General features: G+C 63.4%; 30 protein-coding genes. 15 read left to right on the forward strand and 15 right to left on the reverse strand.

Annotated features, from left to right (window positions below):
- Window positions 1-62: 62 nt before the first annotated feature.
- A complete protein-coding gene (locus ACN6KF_RS05450) occupies window positions 63-506 on the reverse strand; it encodes an iron-sulfur cluster assembly scaffold protein (RefSeq protein ID WP_434955859.1) in 444 nt (147 codons plus the stop codon).
- A gap of 146 nt (window positions 507-652) precedes the next feature.
- Here ACN6KF_RS05450 and folE point away from each other — a divergent pair, with 146 nt between their 5' ends.
- The 3 genes from folE (at window position 653) to hisI (ending at window position 3,561) form a co-directional block, all read left to right on the forward strand.
- Window positions 653-1,300, forward strand: coding sequence for a GTP cyclohydrolase I FolE (gene folE, locus ACN6KF_RS05455; protein WP_434955860.1), 648 nt, complete (start codon window positions 653-655; stop codon window positions 1,298-1,300).
- 148 nt (window positions 1,301-1,448) lie between these two features.
- Window positions 1,449-3,080, forward strand: coding sequence for an NADP-dependent glyceraldehyde-3-phosphate dehydrogenase (locus ACN6KF_RS05460; RefSeq protein WP_434955861.1), 1,632 nt, complete (start codon window positions 1,449-1,451; stop codon window positions 3,078-3,080).
- 70 nt (window positions 3,081-3,150) lie between these two features.
- On the forward strand, window positions 3,151-3,561 hold the full coding sequence (gene hisI / locus ACN6KF_RS05465; protein ID WP_434955862.1) for a phosphoribosyl-AMP cyclohydrolase: 411 nt from the start codon (window positions 3,151-3,153) through the stop codon (window positions 3,559-3,561).
- 28 nt (window positions 3,562-3,589) lie between these two features.
- Here the strand turns inward: hisI and ACN6KF_RS05470 are convergent, their stop codons facing one another.
- From ACN6KF_RS05470 to ACN6KF_RS05480, 3 genes are all read right to left on the reverse strand, one after another.
- Complete coding sequence (locus tag ACN6KF_RS05470) at window positions 3,590-3,925, reverse strand: ArsR/SmtB family transcription factor (protein ID WP_434955863.1); 336 nt, start codon at window positions 3,923-3,925, stop codon at window positions 3,590-3,592.
- Between the two features lie 2 nt (window positions 3,926-3,927).
- The gene (locus ACN6KF_RS05475; RefSeq protein ID WP_434955864.1) at window positions 3,928-4,374 is read right to left on the reverse strand and encodes an SRPBCC family protein; all 447 of its coding nucleotides are present in this window, start codon (window positions 4,372-4,374) and stop codon (window positions 3,928-3,930) included.
- A gap of 78 nt (window positions 4,375-4,452) precedes the next feature.
- A complete protein-coding gene (locus ACN6KF_RS05480) occupies window positions 4,453-5,754 on the reverse strand; it encodes an MFS transporter (RefSeq protein WP_434955865.1) in 1,302 nt (433 codons plus the stop codon).
- A gap of 111 nt (window positions 5,755-5,865) precedes the next feature.
- Between ACN6KF_RS05480 and ACN6KF_RS05485 the strand changes: the two genes are divergently transcribed.
- A complete protein-coding gene (locus ACN6KF_RS05485; RefSeq protein ID WP_434955866.1) occupies window positions 5,866-6,468 on the forward strand; it encodes a class I SAM-dependent methyltransferase in 603 nt (200 codons plus the stop codon).
- Between the two features lie 162 nt (window positions 6,469-6,630).
- On the forward strand, window positions 6,631-7,527 hold the full coding sequence (locus tag ACN6KF_RS05490) for a cation diffusion facilitator family transporter (protein ID WP_434955867.1): 897 nt from the start codon (window positions 6,631-6,633) through the stop codon (window positions 7,525-7,527).
- 16 nt (window positions 7,528-7,543) lie between these two features.
- Here the strand turns inward: ACN6KF_RS05490 and ACN6KF_RS05495 are convergent, their stop codons facing one another.
- From ACN6KF_RS05495 to ACN6KF_RS05510, 4 genes are all read right to left on the reverse strand, one after another.
- Window positions 7,544-8,020, reverse strand: a complete 477-nt coding sequence (locus ACN6KF_RS05495; RefSeq protein ID WP_434955868.1) for a DUF2867 domain-containing protein — start codon at window positions 8,018-8,020, stop codon at window positions 7,544-7,546.
- Between the two features lie 116 nt (window positions 8,021-8,136).
- Entirely contained in the window at window positions 8,137-8,841 is a 705-nt protein-coding gene (locus tag ACN6KF_RS05500) for a L,D-transpeptidase (RefSeq protein WP_434955869.1), read from the reverse strand.
- A gap of 230 nt (window positions 8,842-9,071) precedes the next feature.
- Window positions 9,072-9,989, reverse strand: a complete 918-nt coding sequence (locus ACN6KF_RS05505; RefSeq protein ID WP_434955870.1) for a hypothetical protein — start codon at window positions 9,987-9,989, stop codon at window positions 9,072-9,074.
- Between the two features lie 31 nt (window positions 9,990-10,020).
- Complete coding sequence (locus tag ACN6KF_RS05510) at window positions 10,021-10,419, reverse strand: transcriptional regulator (protein ID WP_434955871.1); 399 nt, start codon at window positions 10,417-10,419, stop codon at window positions 10,021-10,023.
- 108 nt (window positions 10,420-10,527) lie between these two features.
- Between ACN6KF_RS05510 and ACN6KF_RS05515 the strand changes: the two genes are divergently transcribed.
- The 4 genes from ACN6KF_RS05515 (at window position 10,528) to rpsI (ending at window position 13,721) form a co-directional block, all read left to right on the forward strand.
- Window positions 10,528-11,742 carry an MFS transporter gene (locus ACN6KF_RS05515; protein WP_434955872.1) on the forward strand — a complete coding sequence of 405 codons (1,215 nt, stop codon included), beginning with the start codon at window positions 10,528-10,530 and terminating at the stop codon, window positions 11,740-11,742.
- Window positions 11,743-12,033: 291 nt separating this feature from the next.
- The gene (locus ACN6KF_RS05520) at window positions 12,034-12,612 is read left to right on the forward strand and encodes a nitroreductase family protein (protein ID WP_434955873.1); all 579 of its coding nucleotides are present in this window, start codon (window positions 12,034-12,036) and stop codon (window positions 12,610-12,612) included.
- A gap of 169 nt (window positions 12,613-12,781) precedes the next feature.
- Window positions 12,782-13,243 carry a 50S ribosomal protein L13 gene (gene rplM / locus ACN6KF_RS05525; protein ID WP_068289828.1) on the forward strand — a complete coding sequence of 154 codons (462 nt, stop codon included), beginning with the start codon at window positions 12,782-12,784 and terminating at the stop codon, window positions 13,241-13,243.
- A gap of 4 nt (window positions 13,244-13,247) precedes the next feature.
- Window positions 13,248-13,721: a 30S ribosomal protein S9 gene (gene rpsI, locus ACN6KF_RS05530; protein WP_434955874.1), complete on the forward strand. Its 474-nt coding sequence runs from the start codon at window positions 13,248-13,250 to the stop codon at window positions 13,719-13,721.
- 56 nt (window positions 13,722-13,777) lie between these two features.
- On the opposite strand, the gene ACN6KF_RS05535 is transcribed toward rpsI, so the two are convergent.
- Entirely contained in the window at window positions 13,778-14,833 is a 1,056-nt protein-coding gene (locus ACN6KF_RS05535) for a LacI family DNA-binding transcriptional regulator (protein ID WP_434955875.1), read from the reverse strand.
- Window positions 14,834-15,132: 299 nt separating this feature from the next.
- On the opposite strand from ACN6KF_RS05535, the gene ACN6KF_RS05540 reads away from it, so the two are divergent.
- Window positions 15,133-15,312, forward strand: coding sequence for a hypothetical protein (locus ACN6KF_RS05540; RefSeq protein ID WP_434955876.1), 180 nt, complete (start codon window positions 15,133-15,135; stop codon window positions 15,310-15,312).
- Between the two features lie 241 nt (window positions 15,313-15,553).
- Window positions 15,554-16,714 (forward strand): AAA family ATPase, encoded by a 1,161-nt coding sequence (locus ACN6KF_RS05545; RefSeq protein ID WP_434955877.1) that lies wholly within the window; start codon window positions 15,554-15,556, stop codon window positions 16,712-16,714.
- Window positions 16,715-16,838: 124 nt separating this feature from the next.
- On the opposite strand, the gene ACN6KF_RS05550 is transcribed toward ACN6KF_RS05545, so the two are convergent.
- Both ACN6KF_RS05550 and ACN6KF_RS05555 read right to left on the reverse strand, forming a co-directional pair.
- On the reverse strand, window positions 16,839-17,237 hold the full coding sequence (locus ACN6KF_RS05550) for a (R)-mandelonitrile lyase (protein WP_434955878.1): 399 nt from the start codon (window positions 17,235-17,237) through the stop codon (window positions 16,839-16,841).
- Window positions 17,238-17,415: 178 nt separating this feature from the next.
- On the reverse strand, window positions 17,416-17,934 hold the full coding sequence (locus ACN6KF_RS05555; RefSeq protein ID WP_434955879.1) for a PRC-barrel domain-containing protein: 519 nt from the start codon (window positions 17,932-17,934) through the stop codon (window positions 17,416-17,418).
- A gap of 300 nt (window positions 17,935-18,234) precedes the next feature.
- Between ACN6KF_RS05555 and speB the strand changes: the two genes are divergently transcribed.
- From speB to ACN6KF_RS05575, 4 genes are all read left to right on the forward strand, one after another.
- Window positions 18,235-19,218: an agmatinase gene (gene speB / locus ACN6KF_RS05560; RefSeq protein WP_434955880.1), complete on the forward strand. Its 984-nt coding sequence runs from the start codon at window positions 18,235-18,237 to the stop codon at window positions 19,216-19,218.
- A 41-nt stretch (window positions 19,219-19,259) separates the two neighbouring features.
- Window positions 19,260-20,333 carry a phosphoribosylformylglycinamidine cyclo-ligase gene (purM, locus tag ACN6KF_RS05565; RefSeq protein WP_434959618.1) on the forward strand — a complete coding sequence of 358 codons (1,074 nt, stop codon included), beginning with the start codon at window positions 19,260-19,262 and terminating at the stop codon, window positions 20,331-20,333.
- The gene (purN, locus tag ACN6KF_RS05570) at window positions 20,330-20,965 is read left to right on the forward strand and encodes a phosphoribosylglycinamide formyltransferase (RefSeq protein ID WP_434955881.1); all 636 of its coding nucleotides are present in this window, start codon (window positions 20,330-20,332) and stop codon (window positions 20,963-20,965) included. The genes purM and purN overlap by 4 nt, the downstream gene beginning before the upstream one ends.
- A gap of 86 nt (window positions 20,966-21,051) precedes the next feature.
- Entirely contained in the window at window positions 21,052-22,551 is a 1,500-nt protein-coding gene (locus ACN6KF_RS05575; RefSeq protein WP_434955882.1) for a hypothetical protein, read from the forward strand.
- Between the two features lies 1 nt (window position 22,552).
- Here the strand turns inward: ACN6KF_RS05575 and ACN6KF_RS05580 are convergent, their stop codons facing one another.
- The 4 genes from ACN6KF_RS05580 to ACN6KF_RS05595 all read right to left on the reverse strand — a co-directional run bounded on the left by ACN6KF_RS05580 (window position 22,553) and on the right by ACN6KF_RS05595 (window position 25,221).
- Complete coding sequence (locus tag ACN6KF_RS05580; RefSeq protein WP_434955883.1) at window positions 22,553-22,966, reverse strand: DUF3592 domain-containing protein; 414 nt, start codon at window positions 22,964-22,966, stop codon at window positions 22,553-22,555.
- Between the two features lie 278 nt (window positions 22,967-23,244).
- Window positions 23,245-23,691 carry a DoxX family protein gene (locus ACN6KF_RS05585; protein ID WP_434955884.1) on the reverse strand — a complete coding sequence of 149 codons (447 nt, stop codon included), beginning with the start codon at window positions 23,689-23,691 and terminating at the stop codon, window positions 23,245-23,247.
- A gap of 59 nt (window positions 23,692-23,750) precedes the next feature.
- The gene (locus tag ACN6KF_RS05590) at window positions 23,751-24,215 is read right to left on the reverse strand and encodes a tetratricopeptide repeat protein (RefSeq protein WP_434955885.1); all 465 of its coding nucleotides are present in this window, start codon (window positions 24,213-24,215) and stop codon (window positions 23,751-23,753) included.
- Between the two features lie 31 nt (window positions 24,216-24,246).
- Entirely contained in the window at window positions 24,247-25,221 is a 975-nt protein-coding gene (locus ACN6KF_RS05595) for an MBL fold metallo-hydrolase (protein ID WP_434955886.1), read from the reverse strand.
- Window positions 25,222-25,253 lie beyond the last annotated feature (32 nt).

Here is a 25,253-nt window from a genome sequence, read left to right on the forward strand (position 1 = left end):
TTTTACGCAAACGCGGCGTTTCCAAGAGCAGGCGAGGACGCCTGCGATCCCGGGAAACTGCGCTATTCCGCCGCTTTGCTCTTGGCCTCGATACTGTCGAAGGCCGAGACGACGGCGTCGAAAGTGAGCAAGGTAGAGGCGTGGCGGGCCTTGAAATCACGCACCGGTTCCAGCACGGCGGCCTCGGCGAAACGGCCCTCCGGAGGCGGGCCATTCTCCTTGAGCATGCGGCGCATGGTCTCGCGCGCCTGCCGCAATTCATCACCGCTCGCACCGATGATGTTGCGGGCCATGATGGAGGAGGAGGCCTGTCCGAGGGCGCAGGCCTTCACGATATGGGCGAAATCAGTGACCTTGCCGCCTTCTACCGCCAGCTCCACCGAGACGGTGGAACCGCATAATTTGGAATGGGCGGTGGCTGCGGCATCTGCGCGCGGCAGATGGCCGATACGCGGAATATTGGCTGCCAATTCGAGGATACGTTTATTATAGACATCGTCGAGCATGGGTGGACGCTTGATTGTATGCGCTTCGCTCTCACCTATATAGGCATGAATGGGTCGGTTGGGGAGGGGTGCTCTCCAGACCGGTATGATCTAAACCCGCAAGGCCGATTGTGAGCAATCTGCCTTGGCGGTGGGAGTAGCTGTTGATGGATGCACTGGTGGATAAGCCTGCGGCCAAACTGGAACGAGATGACGTCGCCCGCGCCCCTATGCCTCGCCCGTCACGCAAGGAGGCCGAAGCCGCCGTGCGGACGCTGATCCAGTGGGCCGGTGACGATCCGGATCGCGAAGGCCTGATCGACACGCCCAAGCGGGTGGTCAAGGCTTGGCGCGAGATGTTCAAGGGCTATGAGCACGATGCCGGCGAAGAACTCGACACCGTCTTCGAGGAAGTCGGCGGCTATGATGACATGGTGCTGGTACGGGACATCCCCTTCTATTCGCATTGCGAACACCATATCGTGCCGATCATGGGCCACGCCCATATCGCCTATTATCCCAGCGGCGGCGTGGTCGGCCTGTCCAAGCTCGCACGCGTGGTCGAGATTTATGCCCGCCGCCTGCAGACGCAGGAGCATCTGACCGCCAACGTCACCCAGGCCATCGAGGAACGCCTCAAGCCGCGGGGACTGGCCGTGATGCTGGAAGCCGAGCATATGTGCATGGCCATGCGCGGCATCCAGAAGCAGGGCGTTTCCACGGTGACAACTGGCTTCACCGGCGTCTTCAAGTCTGAGCCGCAGCAGCAGATGCACTTCCTGTCCCTGGTACAGCGCGCCTACAAGGCACGCTGAGCGACAACTGGCTGCCTGGGCTGCTCGTCACGGCGGCGCAGTTCTGCGGTCGAGCGTCTTATTCCCTTTATGAGTTGTGCTGCACGCTGGAACGCGTGTGGCATGGATCGTGCAGGGGATGGGGCAGCCATGTCTCGAAGGAGAAGCGATGATGCCGCAGTCGACTGAGCTCAAGACTCTGTTCCCGCAGGCCGGGGATATTCCTGCCGAGTTCCGTCTTCCAGGCGAGATCCACCAGGATCGCGTGCTGGTGAACGGACAATTGCTGGCATGGACCGGCGAGAAGCAGAGCGTGATCTCGCCCATTCACCTGCGCGATGGGGAAGGACGGTTGCTGCCGGTCACCCTCGGCTCGATTCCGGTCGGCGGCATCCCGGAAGCCGATGCCGCACTGGCCGCCGCGGTCGGCGCTTATGACAATGGCCGCGGCGCCTGGCCGACGATGCGGGTCGCCGATCGCATCACCTGCATGCTGGATTTCATCCGCCAGATGGTGGCGCGCCGCAGTGAGATCGTGCGCCTGATCATGTGGGAGATCGCCAAGTCACTGCCGGATGCCGAGAAGGAATTCGATCGCACCGTCGACTATATGCGCGCCACTGTCGATGCCGCGCGCAACCTCGATAATGAGAATTCACGTTTCCAGATCGTCGAAGGCACCATCGGCCAGATCCGCCGCACGCCCCTTGGCGTCGTCTTGTGCATGGGGCCCTACAATTACCCCCTGAACGAGACCTTTGCCACGCTGATCCCGGCCCTGATCATGGGCAACACGCTGGTGTTCAAGCCGCCGCGCTTCGGCGTCCTGCTGTTCGAGCCGTTGCTGGAAGCTTTCCGCAGTGCTTTCCCGCCCGGCGTGGTCAACTTCGTCTACGGCAAGGGCGCGGAAATCGTGCCGCATCTGCTGGAATCGGGGAAGGTGAATGCGCTTACCCTGATCGGCTCCAGCAAGGTTGCCGATCACCTCAAGAAGCTGCATCCCAAGGCCAACCGTTTGCGCGCAATTCTCGGCCTTGATGCCAAGAATGCCGCGATCGTCCTGGCCGATGCCGACTTGGAACTGGCAGTGAAGGAATGCCTTGCGGGTGCGCTGTCCTTCAACGGCCAGCGCTGCACGGCGCTGAAGATGCTGATCGTGCACCGTTCCATCGTCGATCGTTTCCTGGAACGCTTCACCGAGGAGCTTGCCAAGCTCAAGATCGGTATGCCCTGGGACAAGGGCGTCAGCATCACGCCACTGCCTGACAGGACCAAAGCCGAGTACATGATGGCCTGCGTCGAGGACGCCGTGGCCAAGGGCGCCAGGGTGGTCAATGCCGGCGGCGGGGATGAGGTGGCAACGTTGTTCCGGCCGGCCGTGGTCTATCCTGTCGCCGAAGGCATGAAGCTCTATCGCGAGGAGCAGTTCGGGCCGATCGTGCCGGTGATGCCCTTCGACGACATCGAGACGGCGCTCGACTATGTCATCACCTCCGAGCATGGCCAGCAGGTCAGCATCTTTTCCACCAGCGCGGATGACATCGGCACCCTGGTGGATCCGCTGGTGAACCAGGTCTGCCGGGTCAACATCAACTGCCAGTGCCAGCGCGGGCCGGATGTCTTCCCGTTCACCGGCCGCAAGGATTCGGCCGAGGGGACGCTGTCGGTCACCGACGCGCTGCGTTCCTTTTCGATCCGCTCGATGATCGCCGCCAAGCAGACCGAGCCCAGCAAGAAGCTGCTCGACGAGATCACGCGCAGCCACAAGTCGAAGTTCATCCATACGGACTTCATCTTCTAGGGCCCAAGATCGAGGGCCCAAGATCTTCCAGGACCCGAGCCTAGTCCACATCCGTCCCCAGAGTAGAACCATGCGCACCTCGTTTCCCCCGCCCGGCGATAAGGCCTCCCTGGAGGAAGGCCTCGTCTTCACGCCGAAATTCGACCGTGACGGCCTGATCACTGTGGTGACGCTCGGCGCCGAGCATGGCGAGGTGCTGATGGTCGCGCATATGAATGCGGAGTCTCTGGGCCGCACCCTGGAGACTGGCGAGGCCTGGTACTGGTCACGCTCGCGCCAGGCTCTCTGGCGCAAGGGCGAGACTTCCGGTCAGTTGCAGCGTGTGGTGGAGTTGCGTACCGATTGCGACCAGGACGCCCTGATCATGCGCGTGGAAGTCGGCGGTGATGGCGGCTGTTGCCACACCGGCCGCCATTCCTGCTTCTACCGCGTGGTGAAGAGCGAAGAGGGCGGGCCGGCGCGGCTGGTGATAGCGGAGTAATGGCCATTGGCCGGGCAACCAGCGACCGTCACCTTTCCACCAGCGCCTTGAGGCGCCCGAGTGCGTCGTCCCATTGAACGGCAACTTCCTCAAGATAGGCCTGCGCCACGACGATGGGCTCGGGCCGATAGGCGAACTGGGTCTCGCGCCCGATACGCAGGCTCGAAACAAGCCCGGCCATTTCGAGCACATGCAGGTGCTTGGTGATCGCCTGGCGTGTCAGGCTCGTGTCAAGGGACAGCCTGGCAATCGACTGGGTCTGGCCGCTGCTCAGTCTTTTGAGCAGCGACAGACGGGTCGGATCTCCCAATGCCGCGAAGATGGCGGCGGGGTTCGATGGGGTGGCAAGGTCAGCTGTCGACATGATCAGCCGCCGATATGGGCCTTGATGTTTTTCATCTGTTCGGCCCAGCCGCCGTCATTCATGCGGAAGGCTTCGGCACGGCGGTGGGCGGGAATGGCGCCGAAGCCGGATTCAGTCACGCTGAGATGCGTCCCTGTCCCCTCCGGCCGCAGATGAAATTCCACCAGTGTCGGCTTCTCGTTTGAATAGTCGACATCCGGTTCGATCGCATAGGGATGCCAGGTGAACGAGAACAGGCGCGGCCTGTCCATGGTCACGATCTTAGCTTCCCACACGACATGCTCATAGCCGGGATAGGTGATGTGCCCGCGCGAAATCTCGCCAGGCGCGAAGGGGGCATCCAGCTTGACGCGAAACCACGTGCCGAATTCTTCATGGTCGGTGAGGGCGCGCCAGACCCGTTCGATCGGCGCGTTCAGCTCGATGGTCTTTTCAATACGATCTGACATAATTGCAACCTCCTGGTTGCGCATATATGTCAGATCGCGCCATCTTGTGCAACCATTTGGTTGCTTATTCGCAAATTTTCAGCCGCCCCGCTTCATGCTGAACACGGCGAGGAAGCTGATGATCGCCGCAACGCTGACATAATAGCCGACCCAGGGCAGGCCGCCCTTCTGCAGCAGGATCTGAGCCAGATAGGGCGCGAGCGAGGCACCCAGGATGCCGCCGAGATTATAGGCACTGGAGGCGCCGGTGTAGCGCACCTTGGTGGGGAAGAGGTCGGGAAGCAGGGCTCCGAGCGGCGCAAAGGTCAGCCCCATCAGGGCGAGCGAAAGCGACAGGAAGGCGAGGACCTCGAAGCTATTGCCGCTGCCGAGCAGAACGGGCAGGCACAAGCCCGACAATGCCGCCAGGGCACTGGAGATCAACAGGACAGGACGTGCGCCGAAGCGGTCGGAAAGCGCGGCGGAGATCGGCGTGGCAATCGCCATGAAGATGACGGCGACGCAGAGCAGGCCGAGAAAGTCGCTGCGCGAAATATGCAGCGTGTTGACGCCATAGCCCAGGGCAAAGACGGTGGAGATGTAGAACAGGGCGTAGCACACCACGATGGCGAGAGAGCCCTGGATCAGCGGAACCCAATGGTCCCTGAGTACTTCGAGCAAGGGCACCTCGACGCGCTCGTTGCGGGCCATGGCTTCGCGGAATTCAGGCGTTTCGCTGATGGAGACGCGCAGATAGAGGCCGATGGCCACCAGCGCGGCGCTGATCAGGAAGGGGATGCGCCAGCCCCAGGATAGGAAGCTTGCTTCGTCGAGGAACATCAGCAGGACCAGGAACAGGCCATTGGCCATGAAGAAGCCGATCGGGGGCCCGAGCTGGGGGAACATGCCGAACCAGGAGCGTCGCCCCGGGGGAGCGTTCTCGGTCGCGAGCAGGGCCGCACCGCCCCATTCGCCGCCAAGACCGATGCCCTGGCCGAAACGCAGGATGCACAGCAGCAAGGGGGCCAGGAAGCCGGCCTGTTCATAGGTCGGCAGCGCGCCGATCAGCGTGGTCGACAGACCCATCACCAGCATGGACGCCACCAGCGTCGATTTGCGGCCGATGCGATCGCCGAAATGGCCGAACAGGATGGAGCCGATGGGGCGGGCCAGGAAGGCGATACCGAAGGTAAGGAAGGCGTTGAGTGCCTGCGAACCGGGCGCGGTCGACGGAAAGAAGGTCTGCCCGATCACCAGAGCGGCGGCCGTTCCGTAGATGTAGAAATCGTAGAACTCGATCGTGGTGCCCACCAGGCTCGCCAGAACGATGCGGCCGATTCCACCCGGCGCTGTCTGGGTGCTGGAGCCCCCAGCAGAGCTGGCTTCCGCGTTTCCTGCCATGTTATTTTCCGTCTATTAATTGTGAAATATCGCGAGGGACCTGATTCGGCAGAAGGGCCGAAGCATTCGCGTTATCGCGCCGGGCGCGAGGAAGTGAAACAGGAAACGTAGATGCCTGCCAAAGATGATGTGACGATCGCTTTCTATGCTGAACAGGCGAGTGCCTACACCACGCGGGGACAAGTGGCACAGAAACATCGCCTGGATCAGTTTCTGTCTCATGTCGCTCCGGGCGGATCCGTCTTGGAACTTGGCTGTGGCGCTGGACAGGACAGCGAATACATGCTGGCGCGCGGCTTCGACGTCACGCCGACTGATGGCACGCCGGAAATTGCGCATGCGGCAGCCGTGCGGCTTGGCCGGCTGGTCGATGTCCTGCTGTTCGAGGATATCGAGGCGCGTGAAGCCTATGACGGCGTCTGGGCCAATGCCTGCCTGCTCCATGTGCCGCGTGCGAACCTGTCCGCGATCATTGGCAGGATCCACCGGGCCTTGAAGCCCGGCGGGGTTTTCTACGCCAGCTTCAAGGCTGGCAAAGCGGAGGGCAGAGATCAGTTCGACCGCTATTACAATTATCCCTCGGCCGACTGGCTTGAGCAGACCTATCGGCCCGGCCCCTGGGAGAGCGTCGGGATCGAGGCCGCCAAGGGCGGCGGTTATGACAACAAGCCGACCGACTGGCTCTATGTCCTGGCGCGCAAGTCGATGCCCTGATCAGGCCGAAAAACCTTGCCGTTCGGGATGGTTCGGCAGCGGTCGCAGCAGCGATAGCCCAGGCTATACTATTTGCTCTGGCCTTACGGCAGCTCATCGGAGTAGGGAGCTGCCTTTAGCGGAGGCCTTTGCGAAGGCCGTGCGCATGAACCGGGAACCATCATGAACCGCGCCCAGAAAGCCGCCCTTGCCAGTGCCGGCGTCGGCCTTGTCGTCCTCGCGCTCAAATTCGGCGCCTATTGGCTGACGGGCTCGCTGGCGCTCTATTCGGATGCCCTGGAGAGCATCATCAACGTGGTTGCGGCTGGCGCAGCTTTCATCGCCCTGCGCGTGGCCTCCAAGCCTGCCGATGGCGGCCATCCCTATGGTCACCACAAGGCCGAATATTTCTCCGCCGTGATCGAGGGCGTGCTGATCGTGCTGGCGGCGATCCTGATCCTGGTCAAGGCCTATGACGGCATTCTCGCCCCCAAGCCGTTGGAAACACCGGTGCTGGGCCTGGCGGTGAATGCTGTGGCGACCGCGATCAATCTCGGCTGGGCGGTGACGCTGCTGCGCTGGGGCCGGGCGTGGCGCTCGCCCGCCCTCGTCGCCGATGGCCGGCATGTGATGACCGACGTCTGGTCGTCCGGCGGCGTCCTGATCGGCGTTGCCCTCGTCGCCGTGACGGGCTGGCTCATTCTCGACCCGATCCTGGCTGCGATCGTCGCCGTCAATATTCTGTGGTCGGGCTGGGTGATGATCCGCGATTCCGTATCCAGCCTGATGGATGCCTCCGCGCCCCCCGAGATCCTCGACCAGATCGCCAAGATCATCGCCACCCACAGCGAAGGCGCCCAGGAGGCGCATGATGTCAGGACCCGCCAGGTCGGCAGTGTCGTCTTCGTCGATTTCCACCTGGTTGTTCAGGGCTCGATGTCGGTGACGGAGTCGCACGCCATCTGCGATCGCATCGAACTCGCGCTCCGGCAGGAGATCGAAGGCGCTCGGGTGACCATCCATGTCGAGCCGGAGGAGAAGGCCAAGCATAAGGGCGTGCCCGTCCTGCTGGCTTCCTGAGGCAAGCGCCCCGCGATCAGGCCTCGCGTGCCTGCCGCAGCATGGCGCGCACGATCACCCGGTGGAAAGGCAGCACGGCGGCAAGATAGGCGCGCCCGAGACGATTATGGGTGAGGACGAGCGTGGTCAGTGTGACGCGCTGACGCTCCGAGATCCTGGATATGTCGACGACCACCCGAAAGTCGAGATGGCTGTCGTCGAAGCCGGCGACCAGTCGGTCCGGCGTCTGGCTGAGGACGGGAAAGATGCCGAGGACACCCAGGCCTGACGGTGAGGATGGCGGGCGGGTGTGCAGGCCGAAGGGAGCGACGACGAGGTTCCTGAGAGCCAGAAGCGTGGCGATCCAGCGCGGCGAGCGGGCCATGATACGCTCAGCGGCTCGCCTTGCGTCGAGTTTCGGCGGGGCCATGTCCAGCGCATAGGCGTCGGCGAATTGGGCACCGGGAAGAAGGCGGGCGAGGCCCGCATCGGGATCGACGGCGATGGTATCCATGGAAACGATGCTCCACGCGCTCCGGCAGGATCTCGGCAGAACGGAGCGATGAGGCGGAGTATAGAGCCGTTGAGGACTGCGGGCGCGTGCCGTGATGCCGCACGCACCCGCAAATCTCAGACCATGTCGGGTAGGGGGGCTTCTTCCGGAGCCGGCGCCGAAGGCAGCACGATGACCTTGGTGCCGGTAGGCACGCGGTTATAGAGGTCGATGATGTCCTGGTTCATCAGGCGGACGCAGCCCGAGGACACCTTGGTGCCGATGGTGGCCGGATTGGTGGTGCCGTGCAGGCGATAGAGCGTGTCGCGGCCGTCGCGGTAGAGATAGAGCGCGCGGGCACCGAGCGGGTTCTCGACCCCGCCCGGCATGCCGTTGCGATAGGGTTCGTTCAACTCGGGATCGCGGCGGATCATGTCGGGCGTCGGGGTCCAGCGTGGCCATTCGGCCTTGCGGGAGATGGTGGCCTCGCCCTGGAAATTGAACGCCTCGGTTTTGCCGACGCCGACGCCATAGCGGATCGCCCGGCCGTTTTCCTGGACGAGATAGAGGAAACGCTGGTTGGGATCGACGACGATGGTTCCGGGCTGCTCGGCGGTCTCATAGGGGACCTCACGGCGCCAATATTTCGGCGGCACCTTGGCTAGGTTCACAGGCTGGACGGGAAAACGATCATCCTCGATGCCTCCGTAGAGGGACACATAGTAAGGATCAGGTGTATAGGTGGCCGGCTGCAAATTGGCATTTCTCTGGCCGCTTCTCGTTGCGCAACTTGCAAGAAAAAGTGGTGCACCCAAAAGAAGTATGCGTCGCGTCAGTATCATTTCAACCCCGAATATCCAGCGCCGTGTACCAATGGCAGCTATGAGCCAGCAAATCTGAGGAGCGGTTGCTCCAATGAATTGGGGCGATAGAGGCGCATTGCGGCAGGATTGCGCACCGAATTCGGGGTGAGGGCCGCGATTGGCAAAAGTGCACGCAACTGTGATCAAATGGCAACAGAATTGCTCGGCCAGGTTGCCGATCGGCCCTCCGGGCCACTATCGGTCCCAGTTTAGCGGGCGATCACCTCGACGTCGCCGTCATGGCCGGCCTTGACGTCGAACTCGCGCGTATAGACCCGGCCCTCATGGCGGGCGACGACGGTGTAGTTGCCTTCCGCCAGGATCAGGGAAGGAAAGGCGCCGATGGATTCGCGGATGACGTCGCCGCCTGGCGTCAGCACCGACCAGGCCGTGTTGGCGATCGCCTCGCCGCCGGCCTGGCTCACCAGCTTGAGCGTCAGCGTCGCCGCCATTTGGTGGAAGGTGGCCTGCGTCAGCTTGCCGGTACCGATCGATAGTTCGGCGGAGACGGTGGCGTTGGACTCGCCATAGGTGCATTCGACGAAATAGCGTCCCTCGGGCAGTCGCAGAATGCTGGTGGCCGGAACGCCCTCGGCGATGAGCCGGCGCTCCCCGGTCGGCTGGATCACCATGACGCGAGCGGTCAATTGCTCGGGCGGGATCGGCTTGTCGAGCACCGAAGCCTCGACCTGCAGGCCGCCCGCCTTGATCACCAGCCCCTGCCGCACGGACGCCTTGTCGACCTCGATCTCCTTGGTCGCGGCGGCAAGTCCATAGGCGGCATGAACGACATAGCGCCCGGGCGCCAGCGAGAATTCGGGAGCCGGATCGTCGGATTCAGCCATCTTGGCCGCATCGGCCTCACCCTTGCCGAGGCGGTATACCCGCCATTTCAGGCCCGATGGAATCGGCGCCCCCTTCTCGGCGAAGCTGGCGGAGAGTTCGACCTTGCGCGTGACGGCGGGTTCCTCGGCCGCGGCCGGTGGCGCAGGCTGGGCAGGCGCCTGCGGCGCCGCCGCGGGAGCGGCTTCGGAACTCGGGGGCGTCTGCGCGGCCGCCGGCATGACCACGAGAGCGCCTGCCAGCAGGAGGATCGAAGTCTTGAGGATTGAGGTCTTGGCAATCATGGCCGCCACGATTCACGGAAAGGCGGCGATTTCAAGCCCCATCTTCACGCCCGGCCTCCGGGGCTACTGCCTTGGCGGAGGATAAGGCACCGGACAAGCCTTCGGCCTGCCGCTGAAGGCGTTCAGCCCGTGCGGCAGCCAGGATTGGCGCGAGCAGGCCGGGGAAGCGCGATTCGATGTCGTCGGCGCGGAGCGTGATCAGGCGATACGTGCCCATCAAACGCGTGCGCGTCAGGCCGGCCTCGCGCAGGCGCACATAATGATAGGTCAGATTGGTCTTGGAACTCAGGCCATTGAAGGCGGAGCAATTCTGCTCGCCCTCCTCGAAGAGGCCGAGAATGATGTCACGGCGAATGGGATCGCTGAGCGCTTCCAGAACCGTCGTCAACTCGATCTGATCGGTTTCCGGGTGAAAGATCGTCTTGGCCATGACTGGGACATATCGCCTGAGGTCCATTAGTTCAAGACTCATTGAATTCATTGACAGGCGTGGAGAAGAGTCCATAAGTTCAATAATTATTGAACTTATGGACTCGCCATGTATCGGACCCTGACCTGGCTTGCACTAGGTGCCTTCGCCATCGGCAGCGAAGGCTTGATGATTGCCGGCATCCTGCCGCGCATCGCCGAAGATCTCGGCATCCCCGTCGCCCATGCTGGTCACCTCGTCACCATTTTTGCGCTCGCCTATGCGATCGGCTCGCCGCTTATCGCAGTGATGACGGCGCGCTGGGAGCGTCGCACTCTCCTGATAACGGCCATGGCCGTGTTCAGCCTCGCCAATCTGGCGGCGGCCTTCGCCACCGGCTTTCTCACGCTGGCGGCGAGCCGTATCATCCTGGCGCTATCGGCCGGAACCTTCATGCCGGCCGCCTTTGCCTATGGGGCTGTGTCGGTCGAGCCGGCCAAACGCGGACGAGCCTTGTCCTTCATCTATACCGGCATGACCGTGGCGCTGGTGATCGGCGTGCCCCTGGGAACCGCCATTGCGGCGCATCTGGGCTGGCGGGCGACATTCGTCATGGTTGCCGCCATGAGCCTGCTGGTACTGGCCGGCATCGCCCTGAAGCTGCCGGCAGTGTCGGGGCCTCCGGCGCCCGGCCTCGCCGATCGTCTTGCCGTCGCGCGTCGTTCGGACGTGCTTGAGGTCATCGGCCTGACGGTCGTGGTCCTGGCCGGCGCATTCGGCGTCTACACCTTCATTGGGGCCTATCTCGAAGCCGTGTTGGGCGCCTCGCCGGAAGCGGTCGCCGGCTTTCTGATCCTGGCGGGCCTGGCGGGGGCTGCCGGCAATACAGTGGGTGGATATGCGGCTGATCGCTGGAACCATCGGCGCTTCCTCACCATCGTCCTGGCGGTGCTGGTCGTGAGTTTCGGTGCTCTTCCGCTGATCCCGGCGTTCCTGCCGGGACTGGCCGGCTGGATCGGGGCAGGGCTGGTGCTGGTGCTGTGGGGCGTTTTCGGCTGGGCTTTCCCGGCGGTGCAGCAGGTGCGCCTACTTGCCATCGACCAGCGCCTGGCCTCGGTCCTGCTGGCCCTGAACGCATCGGCCATCTATCTCGGCACGGCGGCGGGCGCGGCCATCGGCGCCGTGGTGGTCGAGCGCTATTCGGTCCAGGCCGTCGGCTGGGTGGGAGCCGGCACCGAGGTACTGGCGCTCGCCATTCTGCTGGCGACAACCTATCGCCCGGCGCGGGTAACACCGGTGGAGGAGGCGGCCTGCGCCGTCGTCCACCAGGATGCGGCGGAATGACCTCACCGAGTCCGAGCCAAGGCGAATGAACGACAATCTCCTATTTATCAGAGAGATAGGCGAGTTTGTGTAACGGCATCCCGTGATCGCCCGGTCGCAAAGATGGGGAGGACTCAGGCTCATCGCGCCGGAAGTCCTACCCAAGACCTGCCGCAGGCCTTATGTGAGCGTTCGTCTCCTCGGGCAAAGCGCGTTTGAGCAAAACGCCGCCTTGCTCCAACGCCGCGCCCTGACGCGGCTTTGCGATTTTCGGCGAGTGCGCCAGATCGCAATGTATTGGGAATGTACGCCATGGATGCAATCGAGCTTCTGAAGACCCGCCGGTCGGTGCCCCCAGCCATGTTGTCGGCACCGGGGCCGGATGCCGCCCAGCTCGAGACGTTGCTGACCCTCGCAACGCGCGTGCCCGATCACGGCAAGCTCCACCCTTGGCGCTTCGTGATCTACCAGGGCGCCGCGCGCGAGAAGGCAGGGCAGGTCGTCTATGATGCCTTCATGGCTGCTTGTCCCGATGCGGACGAGGGGACCCGCAAGAAGGAATCGACGCGTTTCACCTTGGCGCCGCTGGTGATCGGCGTGGTATCGACGGCTGCCAACCATGTGAAGATCCCGCTCTGGGAGCAGGAGCTGTCGGCCGGGGCGGTCTGCGAGAATCTGGTCATCGCCGCCCATGCGCTGGGCTTCGGAGCGAGTTGGCTCACGGGCTGGATGGCTTATGACGAAAGAGTGCTCGCCAGGCTCGGTATCGGTTCGCACGAGAAGCTCGCCGGCTTCGTGCATATCGGTACACCCAGAGAAACCGTGCCGGATCGGCCGCGTCCCAAGCTCGAAGATCTCATAACTTACTATGGTCAAAATGCAGGTAATTAATTACCTCATATGTAAGTTATTGTTTTTAAAGATAAAAATTTGACACGTGCTTAAAATATCGCGTTGACGCCTATTCGGCTGTCGTGTAGAAGCACTCCAACTCGGCGGCCCCTCAGGCCGCCTTGTCGTTTTCAACCGTCGGATCGACAGCGCAACCATAGGCGACACCATGTCCACCTTTACGCTCAAGACCGCCGATATCGAGAAGAAGTGGGTCATCATCGACGCCAAGGGTCTGGTCGTCGGTCGTCTGGCTTCCGTGATTGCAATGCGCCTGCGCGGCAAGCACAAGCCGACCTACACGCCCCATCTCGATTGCGGCGACAACGTGATTGTCATCAATGCGGAGCAGGTGGTGTTCACCGGCCGCAAGTACAATCAGAAGGTCTATTACCACCACACCGGGCATCCCGGCGGCATCAAGGAGCGCAGCGCCAGGTTCATCCTGGAAGGCAAGTTCCCTGAGCGTATCGTCGAAAAGGCCGTGGAGCGCATGATTCCGCGTGGTCCGCTCGGCCGCAAGCAGATGCTCAACCTGCGCGTGTACAAGGGTACCGAGCATCCGCACGAGGCTCAGCAGCCCGAAGCGCTCGATGTCGGCGCCATGAACGCCAAGAATGTGAAGGGCTGATCCGATGGCCGATACGCTCAATTCGCTGCAGGCTCTCGGCGAGGCTGCCGCCGCCGCCGAAGCGCCCAAGCATGTCCAGAAGCTGGACGCCCATGGCCGCGCCTATGCCACCGGCAAGCGCAAGAACGCCATTGCCCGCGTCTGGATCAAGCCGGGTGCCGGCAAGGTCACGGTCAACGGCCGTGAACTGGACGTTTACTTCGCCCGCCCGGTGCTGCGCCTGCTGATCCAGCAGCCGCTCACCGTCGCCAACCGCACCGGCCAGTATGACATCAACATCACCGTCGCCGGCGGTGGTCTGTCCGGCCAGGCCGGCGCCGTGCGCCACGGCGTCTCCAAGGCCCTGACCTATTTCGAGCCGGAACTGCGTCCGGCTCTGAAGAAGGAAGGCTTCCTCACCCGCGACAGCCGCGTGGTCGAGCGCAAGAAGTACGGCCGCGCCAAGGCTCGCCGTTCCTTCCAGTTCTCGAAGCGCTAAGCTTCCGGACAGGACTTACGAAAACCCCGCTTCGGCGGGGTTTTTTGTTGGCTGGCTTATGGCCGTGGCGAAGCGGTCGAGCCCCGGACCACAAGCTCGGTGGCAAACTGCCGTCGGCCGGTCTCGTCGGGCGTGTCGAGGATCATCTCGACGGCGAGCTGGCCCATCGCCGCGATCGGCTGGGCAATGGTGGTAAGCGGCGGTTCGGAAAAGGCGCTTTCCGGCACGCCGTCGAAGCCGATGACCGAGACATCCTCCGGCACCGACAGGTCCCGCTGGTGCAGCCATTCGAGGGCGGCGAAGGCGATCCTGTCTGACATGGCCAGCAGGGCGGTCGGTGGGGCAGGGGCTGCGAAGAGCTGAGCCATCGCGACGTTGACGTCCGTTTCCTCGTTCTGCGTTTCGAAAATCGGCACGATGCGGGTATCGATGCCATGCTCGGAGAGACCGGCGAAGTAGCCGAGTACACGGTCGCGCGAACTCGAATAGACCGCGGCTTCGACCTCCTGCATGGTGGCAGGCCCGGTCCGGTCGTCGGCGAAGGGCATGGACAGGATGGCGAAGCGCCGATGGCCGAGGCTTGCCATATGCGCCGCTGCTGCCTTGGCGCCGGCGAAATTGTCGACGCCGATGGCCGCGATGGCTTCGTCGCGCGTGCCCAGATGCAGAGCCACGAAAGGAAGTTGGCGTTCCCGCGTCAGCTCCACCAGCCGCGGGCCCTCGTCGATGCAGAACAGGATGAAGCCGTCCACCAGGGCGCTCTGCACATTCCAGGCCAGTTTCTGCTCGTTCATGGCCGAGACCAGGGCAATGCCCGCGCCGCGTTCGTCGCAGGCCTTGGAAATCGCCGCCATCATCAGGCGGGCGAAGGGATCTTCGAAGAAATAGGACAGGGGTTCGGCCGTAACGATGCCGAGGGCGTTGACCTTGCCGGCGCGCAGCAGGCGCCCCTTCGGATCGGGCCCGCGATAGCCGAGGGAGGCGGCGACCGCCTCGACGCGCTCGCGGACTTCCGGTCGCACCAGACGCGGGCGGTTGAAGACGTTCGAGGCGGTGCCCTGCGACACGCCCGCCGCCTTGGCCACATCCGCGAGCCGTATGACCTTATCCAAGGGGCTTCTCCCATTGCGTTAGCGCCGTGTTCGGCATGGCAGGCGTGCCTAACCGACCTCGACGGACAGCGCGCTGCCGATAGTGCACCTTCCCGCCTGCTCCCTTCGGCGGGAAGGCGATGCGACCGACTGTAGCATGTCGTTGGATCGATTCAATTTTGCTTGACCCAGAGCAGGTTTTCCGTTAATTTTTGAATCGATTCAATTGATCGTAAAAGAGTTCTTCGCCCGCAGCTTGCGGGTTGTTTTTGCGCAAGATATTGAATCGATTCAATAAATTCGACCACGGAGCATCCGTCATGATTCCCTCGAGCTATTTCTTCAAGACGGCCTATCGGCGTCGCTGGGAGCAGCCGGTCTCGCCGGAAGCAACACCGGCCGTCCAGCCGAACCGGGCTTGGTACAGCACCCTGGCGACGGCGATCAGCCATTGGCGCGCACCCAAGCCTTCCGGGCGGGGCGGACGCAAGGGGCGGTGAAGAAGCCACGCTCCCCAGCCATCACCCGCCGTGATCCTGCCTGGGCCGGGCAGCGGCCGTCGATCTGTGATCGCTGATCGTCGAGTTGAACACCAGACTATCCGAAGAGAGCAAGGGACATCGCATCGAAACCTCCGAACCGCGTCTCTGGTCGGATTCCCCGCGCAATGGGTGCAGTGGAAGATGCCGCCCCGAACAACTTCTATGGCAAGCTCGGCCCCTGTCGATTCGGAACCGTGCCATGTCCTTCAGCGTCCGCGATATCTGGTTCAAGGGTTACCGTTCGCTGCGCTCCATCCATTTCGAGGTCGGCGACCTCAGTGTGTTCGTCGGTGCCAACGGCACCGGCAAGACCAACCTCTATCGCGGCTTGCAGTTGATACAGGCGGCGGCACAGGGCAGCTTCGCCCATGAGCTGGCTCGCGAAGGGGGATTGGCGGCCGCGCTGTGGGCTGGCATGCGCCCGAGAAACGAGCCGGCCCGCATCCATCTCGATGTCGGCTTGATCAGTGACGGTGCCCGCTATCGCTACCGGATAGAGGCCGGGCTGGTGCAGCAAGCCGGCGGCGTCATTCTCGGCACGGGCTTTCTCGGCGAGCCGCAGGTCAAGGTCGAGACGCTCAAATTCAGCCATCGCGGCCGCGAACAGACGGTGCTGGAGCGCAAGGGACCGGCCGTCAGCATCGCCGGCCCTGATGGCAAGCGGCGCCCGTTCGGCGTGCCGCTATTGGCGTCGGAAACCGCTTTGGCGACGCTGCACGACGCCGATCGCCTGGCCGACCTTGCCTCCGTGCGCCGCACTCTCTTGGAATGGCGTTTCTATCACGGGCTGCGCACGGACCGGGATTCGGCGCTGCGCCAGCCCTGCTATGCCGTCACCACGCCGACCCTAGCTTCCGACGGCCACGATCTGGCGGCTGTCTTCGCCACGCTCGTCCATATCCGCGCCGATGGTGAGGCGCTGTTCGACTCTGTCGACGAAGCCTTTCCCGGTGCCCGCCTGGTGGTGCCGATGCCCGATCGCATGGCCTCCTTCGGCATGATCTTTCCCGACAATCCCAAGCGCGTCTACGAGGCGAGCGAACTCTCCGACGGAACCTTGCGCTATCTCGCGCTGGCCGGAGCGCTGTTGTCCGCACGCCTGCCGCCCTTCATTGCCTTGAACGAACCGGAAGCCAGCCTGCACCCCGATCTCTTGGCTCCGCTCGCCGGCATGATCGTGCGCGCCTCGCGCCGGACCCAAATCTGGCTGGTGACCCATTCGCAAGCCCTGGCCGACGCCATCGAAACCCTCTCCGGCGTGCCGGCGCACCGTGTGATCAAGCGCGGCGGCGAAACCTGGCTTGAAGGTCTGCGGCTATCGGGCGATTTCGCCGAGGATGACCAGGCAGATCCCCCTTGATCGAGCCATGGGCGCGATCAAGGGGGATCTGCAAGATATCAAACAGCTGCAGAGTTCCCGGCGAAACCCATTCGCGGGCCTCGCCGGGAAACTCTGCTTGGAGAGGGAATTCGATATGGCGTGCTCAGCGAGCGCCATATTGCTCGTCGCTGACCTGTTCGAGCCAGTCGACGGCTTTGCCGTTCAACTGCTCCTGGATGGCGGTATGGGTCATTGCCGTGGTGGCAGCGGCGCCGTGCCAATGCTTCTCGCCGGGGGCGAACCAGATCACGTCGCCCGGCCTGATCTCCTCGATCGGGCCACCCTCGCGCTGAGCCAGGCCGCAGCCTGCAGTTACGATCAGGGTCTGACCGAGTGGATGGGTATGCCAGGCGGTGCGGGCACCAGGTTCGAAGGTGACGCTGGCGCCGATGACGCGGGCCGGTTGCGGTGCGCTGAACAGGGGATCGATCCGGACAGTGCCCGTGAACCAGTCCGCAGGTCCGCGCCCGGAAGGCTGCGAGCCGCTCCGCTTGATTTCCATGATGATCCTCGCGATCGATGGGAGAAGGCTGGATCTTAGCGGTGATGGCTGCGTCGTCATAGTCCATTCAGACCCGCCCCTCGCCGGTATGGCGAGAAGCGGGTCCAGCCGGGAACCGCGGTGGGATCAACCTGCAAGCCGGGGATCACGTCGAACGCGGCTAGCGTCGAAGGCGCGCCTATTGGGTGACGGCTTCCGAGGCGTATTTGAAGGCTGGCGCTGCTTCCAGCTGCTCCTTGGTCATCGCCAGCATGCCGCGGGCCGGATAGTCCCGTACCTGGTTGACGGGCTGGGTCTCGGGAGTCACGGGCGCTGCCGATGGCGTGCCTGCAGGTGCCGGAGCGCCAGCGGCGGGTTGGGCCGGGGCCGGAGCGGCGTCCGTCCAGGTTATGGCGGTGTAGGGCAGGGCGACATTCTTTTCCCCCATGCCCAGGAAGCCGCCGACGCCGATGACGACGCCGACGACCGTGCCTTTCTTGTCGACCAGCACGTCGTTGACATTGCCGACATTCTCATCCTTGGCATTGTAGATCTTGACGCCGACGAGCTGGCTGGTCCGGTATTGGCCGGGCTCGGCCTTGGTGACGAAGGACACCGCCCCCACTAGGGCGGGGGTGGTCTGCTGCGCCAATGCCGCGGTGGGCAAGCCCAGCAGGGTGACGAGGGCGACGGTGCAAGTGGCTTTTCTCAGGATCATGGAAACCTCCTTTGATGAGCCGTTCCACCCCATAAAACCAAGCTGGCGATGCGATGTTCCAACGAAACCGGCTCGACGGCTCCATGTGAGGCCGAAACCGCGCCATCGGACATATTCCCTTTGTCACGCATTGCCCTTAAAGCCAGGGGCGATATTCGTAAGCAAAACGCTAAGCAGATTCCTCCTGATCGGGCCACGGGCGCAATCAGGAGGAATCTGCAAGATATCAACATTTGCAGAGTTTCCTGGTGAGGCCCATCCGTGGGCCTCACCAGGAAACTCTGCTTGGAGGAGAATCCCATGGCTGGTCCCACTGATGATCCCAAGCGCCCGCGCCCGACCGACAATGCCGTCTTTCGCAAGGAGGTGCTCGGTGGCGCCACCGAGCCGACCTATGGAGGCATCCTGTCCTTCATGCGCCGGCGTTATCAGCGTGACCTGACCGGTATCGACGTTGCCGTCTGGGGCATTCCCTTCGACGCGGCGGTGTCCAACCGACCCGGCGCCCGCTTCGGACCCCAGGGGGTGAGGCGCGCTTCGGCGATCTTCGATGGCGACCCGCAATATCCCTTCCAGGCCGATCCGTTCGAGCAACTCGCCGTGGTCGACTATGGCGATTGCTCCTTCGACTATGCGCGCCACGGCGAGATCCCGGCCTGCATCGAGACGCAGGCGCGCGACATCATCGACACCGGCACCATGCTATGCTCGATCGGCGGCGATCACTACGTCACCTGGCCGTTGCTCAAGGCCCATGCCGCCAAGCATGGTCCGATGGCGCTGGTGCATTTCGACGCCCACCAGGACACCTGGTACGACGACGAAGGGCGCATCGACCACGGCTCCTTCGTGGCGCGCGCCGTGCGCGAGGGCATCATCCTGCCGGAGCGCTCCATCCAGATCGGCATCCGCACCCATGCGCCGGATGATTGCGGCATCGAGATCCTCTATGGCGAGGATCTGGAAACGCTCAGCGTCGCCCAGGTGGTCGAGCGTATCCGCCAGCGGGTCGGCGATGCCAAAGCCTATATCACCTTCGACATCGACTGCCTCGATCCGGCCTATGCGCCCGGCACGGGCACGCCTGTCGCCGGCGGTCCCTCGTCGCGCCAGGCGCTGATGATCCTGCGCCGGCTCGGCTTTCTCGACATCGTCGGCTGCGACCTGGTGGAAGTCGCACCTGCCTATGACCATGCCGATATCACCTCGATTGCGGGCGCGACGGTACTTCAGCATTATCTGGGCTTGATTGCCGAGCGGAAGCAGGGCAAAGCCGGGGCATGAGCAAGACGCCCAAGAACCCAACGGCCAAGAACCCGACGTCCATGAGCAACGAACGCAAGAACTCGCTGACCTACGCCGACGCCGGTGTCGATATCGATGCCGGCAATGCCATGGTCGATGCCATCAAGCCCCTGGTCCGCGCCACTCGCCGCGTCGGCGCCGATGCCGAGATCGGCGGCTTCGGCGGCCTGTTCGATCTCAAGGCCTGCGGCTTCAAGGATCCTGTCCTGGTCGCGGCCAATGACGGCGTCGGCACCAAGCTGAAAGTCGCGATCGAGACCGGCATCCACGACACTGTCGGCATCGACCTGGTGGCGATGTCGGTCAACGATCTGGTGGTGCAGGGCGCCGAGCCGCTGTTCTTCCTCGATTATTTCGCCACCGGCAAGCTGGCGCCGGGGCAGGGCGTTGCCATCGTCAAGGGCATCGCCGAAGGCTGCAAGGATGCCGGCTGCGCCCTGATCGGCGGCGAGACCGCCGAAATGCCGGGCATGTATGCCGATGGTGACTATGACCTCGCCGGTTTCGCGGTCGGCGCCGTGGAGCGCGATGCCATCCTGCCGCGCGGCAGCGTGGCCGAAGGTGATGTCATCCTCGGCCTGGCTTCCTCAGGCCCGCATTCCAACGGCTATTCGCTCATCCGCAAGATCGTCGAGCTCTCGGGTCTCGGCTGGGACGCTCCGGCGCCTTTCGCCGAGGGCAAGACTCTCGGCGAAGCGCTGCTGACGCCGACGCGCATCTATGTCAGGCCGTTGCTGGCGGCGCTGAAGGCGACGGGTACGGCCGTCAAGGCGCTCGCCCACATCACCGGCGGCGGCTTCCCGGACAATATCCCGCGCGTGCTGCCGGATGGCATCGCGGCGTCCATCGACCTCTCGTCCTTCACCCCGCCGCCGGTCTTCGGCTGGCTGTCGCGCACGGGTGGCGTCGAAGCGCATGAGATGCTGCGTACCTTTAATTGCGGCATCGGCATGATTGTCGTTACGGCCGCGGCCGATGCAGAGGCCGTCGAAGCTGCTCTCGCCGAAGCAGGCCTGCCACCGGTCCGTCTCGGCACTGTGGTGACGCAGGACGGCGCCGAACGCGTCGGCTATCGCGGCACGCTGTCGCTATGAAGGGACGCAAGCGCGCCGCCATCCTGATCTCGGGGCGCGGTTCCAACATGGCCGCGCTCATCGAAGCTGCGAGGGATCCGGCCTATCCAGTTGATATCGTTGCGGTGATTTCAAACCGCCCAGGAGCGCAAGGCCTGGCTCGGGCACGCGAGGCCGGCATCGCCGCCGAAGCTGTGGACCACAAGGCTTTTGCCAGCCGCTCCGATTTCGAGGCGGCGCTGGAAGCGCGGCTGGAAGCCCATGTCGTCGATCTTGTGGTGCTGGCAGGATTCATGCGGTTGATGACGGCGCCTTTCGTGCAAAGCTGGACCGGGCGCATGATCAACATCCATCCGGCCCTGCTGCCGGCCTTTCCGGGGCTTGCCACCCATGAGCGCGCGCTCGAGGCCGGGGTGCGCCTGCATGGCTGCACCGTCCACTATGTCACGCCCGGCATGGATGAGGGGCCGATCATTGCGCAGGCGGCAGTGCCCGTGCTGCCCGGCGACACGGCTTCGGATCTTGCTGCGCGCGTGCTGCTTGCCGAGCACAAACTGTATCCGGCAGCTCTCGCCCGTGTGGCGCGTGGTGAGGCACCGGTCATGGGCGAGCGCGTCGAGATCGCCCCCGGCGATCTGCTGTTCTGCGAGTGACATCGGCGACCGCGTCGCCACCCTATTGTCCGACCCGAACTGTCTTTGACCCAGTTTTTCTCATTTAGGATTTTCGAGGAGCCAGAATGTCGATCATGAACGGTGTCGCGCTTCGCATGAAGAGGGAAACGGCGCTGTCATCAGCCGCTGCGTGCTGCGCCGTCCTGTTGGCCCTCACCAGTGCTACATCTGCCTCGGCCGAACCGGCCACGGCGGAAGGCGCGCGCAAACTGACCGAGACCTTCCAGTCTTATATCGGCTCCGTACCGTTCGAAAAGGGCTTCATCGCTATCGCGCCCAAGGACGACGGTTACGATGTGACCCTTTCCTTCGATGGCACCAAGCTCGACGCCGCCAAGGGCAAGGGCGTCGCCGAGGTCTTGCGCATCAATCCTTACGTGGTGCGCCTGACGCCGCAGGCTGACGGCAATTGGGCTGTGAAGAGCGGCCCGGCGCCCATTGCCGTGGCCTGGAGCCGGGTCTGGAAGGAAAGCCCGGAGACCGGCAGCCTGAATTTCACCGCCTGCGCCAGCCAGGGTGTGTTCGCTCCCAAGCTGATGAGCTTTGCGACCCTGACGGCCGGCTGCGACGGCAGCGCCGCGACGGTTCGCAATCATGATGCCGACATTGATCTGTCGACCGGCAAGTTCGGCTTTGCGACCAGCAGCAAGCCCGATGCGAACGACGGCGTCGACGTCAAGTTCGACAGCGAGTTGCAAGGGCTGAAGGGCAAGGTCCAGGACAAGAAGGATCAGCAATTCCCGGTATCGTTCGAACTGGCCGGCGGCCAGCAGACGTTTTCGGCCACCGGTATGCGCTTCGCGGCGATCTATGATCTCGTTGCCTTCCTGCGCGAGCACCCCTCCAAGGGGCAGATCGTCCTGGCGCAGGACGACCTCAAGACCAAGCTGCGAGCCGCCTTGCCGTTCTGGCAGGAGGTTTCGAGCACGTCCCACATCGAAGACCTCGTGGTCACCCTGCCGTTCGGCCAGGTCAAGCTGGGCAAGGCCCGGCAGGCCTACGGGCTCACCGGCCTGGTGAAGCAGGGCTACTATTCCGACGCACTGAACTATTCCGGCCTCGAGATTCCTGACGTCGTGGTGCCCGAATGGGCCCGCTCGCTGATCCCGGCCCAGGCGAACTACGCCACCAAGCTGTCCCTGAACGGCCTCGACGGCATGGCAGACGTGCTGATCCGGGGCCTCGATGCCACGCAGGATCCGCCCTTCAGCAAGATGATGGCGGTGGCGCTGATGACGCGGCTGCTCGACGGCGACCTCAATTACAAAGTCAATTTCGACATCACCGCTCCCGGCTACACCTTGAAGGGGGATGGCAGCGCGGCGGTCAATCCCGAGCCGACGGCCAGCCTTTCGGTATCCGCCACCGGCTTCGACGCGGTGATGGAGAATCTCGGCAAGGCCGATATCGAGGATGCGCGTAAAGTGGTGTTCTTCCTCTCCTTCGTGAAGGGACTCGCCAAGGAAGAGGCGAACGGGCAACTGGTCTGGAACGTCTCCTACGACATCGTCACGCATAGCGTGAAGGTCAACGACCAGGTCTTCCGCCTGCCACAGCCGGACTAAGTCAAGTCTTGCCGGCGGTGCGCCTGCGGCCGATGAAGGTCGTGAGGCCGCCCACCAACAGAAAGGCCGTGCCGAGCAAGGCGGCAAGGCCTGTGAAGAACCAGCGCCCGAGCAGGCCGTCGAGCGTGGCGTCGGTCGGAATGGCCGGATTATAGGCGACGGTCACGCTGTCGCCTTCGCGCAGGAGGGAACTGCGCACGAGGTTGGTGAAGCGGATGACACTGCCTTGCGGTGTCGAAAAACTGACGACCGGATAGGGATTGACCGAGACGATGGTGCCGGCGGCCGAGGCCGTACGAGGGCTGCGCCGTTCGCTCATGCCGAGCACCGGGGCGGCAAGCAGCCCGGCGAAGCCCAGGATGAGGAAGCTACGCCCCACGATCGACAGGGCTGCCGGGCCTCGGACACGTCGCACGCTCACCATCATGTCATTCCAGTCACAATTCCGATGTCCGGGGTTTACGGCACTTGCCGCTCCGAGGGAACAGGCGGGTTGCGAGATCGGCCGGCAAGCGGCCCGGCGGGAATGCGTTTCGTTTTAGCAGTGCAGTCGCGCTTCCATGTTCACGCCGTGAAGCAGACGTCATTGCGAGCGCAGCCAAGCAATCCGGTCTTGGGTATGCGGCAAATCTGGATTGCTTCGCTGCGCTCGCAATGACGATATTCCGGGTTCGCAATCAAACGGCTGTCGCCCTAGAACAGGATCCGCCTCAAAGGACTGGGCAGCGAGGGCAGTTGCCGCAGCAACCGATCCAATGAAAAGCTGCCGGATCCTGCAATCGACAGGACGAACATGCCGCCGGCGATGGCGAGGTCCTTCTCGAAATGCAGCAATTCGTTCTGGCTTGAAAAGTCCATATGGAAAAGCGTCGCCGTGGCGAGGCAGAACAGGCCGAGCAGAATGGCGCCGATGCGGGCGAGAATGCCGAGAGCGAGGGCCAGGCCCGCCCCCAATTGCAGTGCTATGACGCCGACGACCATGGGGGCGCTGATGCCGACCACGGCCATGGCCTGGACGGTGCCCGTGAAATGCATCGCCAGGGTTGTCCCTTCGTGAACGAAGATCAAGGCGAGCAGCAATCTGCCGGCGAGCAGCACGGCATTGGTGAGTCCTGCCTTGATCTTGCTGATTTGAGTCATCGCAGCCACCTCCGACCGAAAAAGGGCGGCAGGCGCGTTGGCGCCTGCCGGCCCACACGTCATTTCGTCACCTTGGTGTCGATGGCTTTCTGTAGGTCCTCGAGTTCCTCGCAGCCCTGGGGACACAGCTTGCCGAGTTCCGACAATTGCATCTTGGCCTTGTCGACGTCGCCGGTCTCGACATAGAGCTCACCGAGATATTCTCGGGCGGCCTTATGACCGGGCTGCAGTTCCAGCGCCTTGGTGTAATAGGTCAGCGCCGTTTTGTAGTCGCCGGTCTTGCGCAGCGTGAAGCCGAGCAGGTTGTAGACATCGGCCTGCTGGGTATCTTCGGCCAGGCCCCGCAGTTCCTCCAGGGCGCCGGTATAGTTCTTGGCTTCGATCTTGGCCTTGACGGATGTCAGGTCCGGCGCGTCGGTGGATTCGATATTGTCGACGGCATAGGCGGGTATCGAGAGCAGCGTGGTGGTGACCGCGGCCAGTGCCAGCGTGGCCACCGCTGTCGCGACTGCATATTTCAGCATGGTTTTTCTCCTGATGGCGGAATGTCGGTTTTCAGAGCTGTGCGGTCGGCGTGAAGCCGTAGGCATTGCCGTCCTTCACGAAGGTGCCGCTGCCGGGGAATGGGAAATGCGAGCCGCAGATCCTGATGTTGTCGGCGATCACCCGGTCGATGAGCTTGCGCCGTGTTCCGATGGCCATCGGACCATCCTGGTCATAGGCGCCTTGCCAGTCCGGGTGGGGGGCAAGCAGAGCGGGCACATACATGATGTCGGCCGAGACCATGAACTGCTCGTTGCCGGAACCCATGAGATAGACGGAGTGTCCTGGCGTGTGGCCGGGCGCCGACAGGATCTGGATGCCGGGCGCGACTTCGGCCTCGTCCTGCACCAGCTTCCAGTTCTTCCATTTCGGAAAGTTTTCGACGATGCGCTTGCCGGCGGGGCGCCGCCCTTCCGCCAGCTTCTCGACGCGCGACGGGTCCGTCCACCAATTGTATTCGGCGGCGCTGACGATCAGTTCCGCATTGGGGAAGACGGGCGCATTGGTGCCCTTTTCCATCAACCCCCACACATGATCGGGATGGAAATGCGAGATCAGGATGGTGTCGATGGCCTTGTAGTCGATACCGGCTGCGGCCATGTTGGCCGGTAGATGCGTGGCATTGGCCTGCCATTGTCCGACACCCGAGCCGGCATCCATCATGATCAACTTGTCATTGACCTTGAGCACGACCACCGTGAGAGGGATCGGCATGAACTCGGTGGTCAGGCCGGCCTTGGACAAGGCCGCCTTGGTATCTTCCACCGATGCGTTCTTGATGAAGGTCGGGTCGTGGGGCTTGCGCCAAATGCCATCATAGATGGCCGTCACCTCGATGGATCCGACCTTGTATTTGTAGAAGCCCATGCTGGGCTCGACGGGCGTCTGGGCGAGGGCAGGGGCTATGAATTCAAGTTTTCCCGCCAGGCCGAACGCTGCGGCTGCCGCCGCAGAACCCAGCACCGAACGGCGCGTCATCTTCAGCATTCTGGTCACTCCTGTTCAACGGCTCATGCCGG

This window comes from Labrys methylaminiphilus subsp. lupini (assembly GCF_051161885.1).
Lineage (GTDB): Bacteria > Pseudomonadota > Alphaproteobacteria > Rhizobiales > Labraceae > Labrys.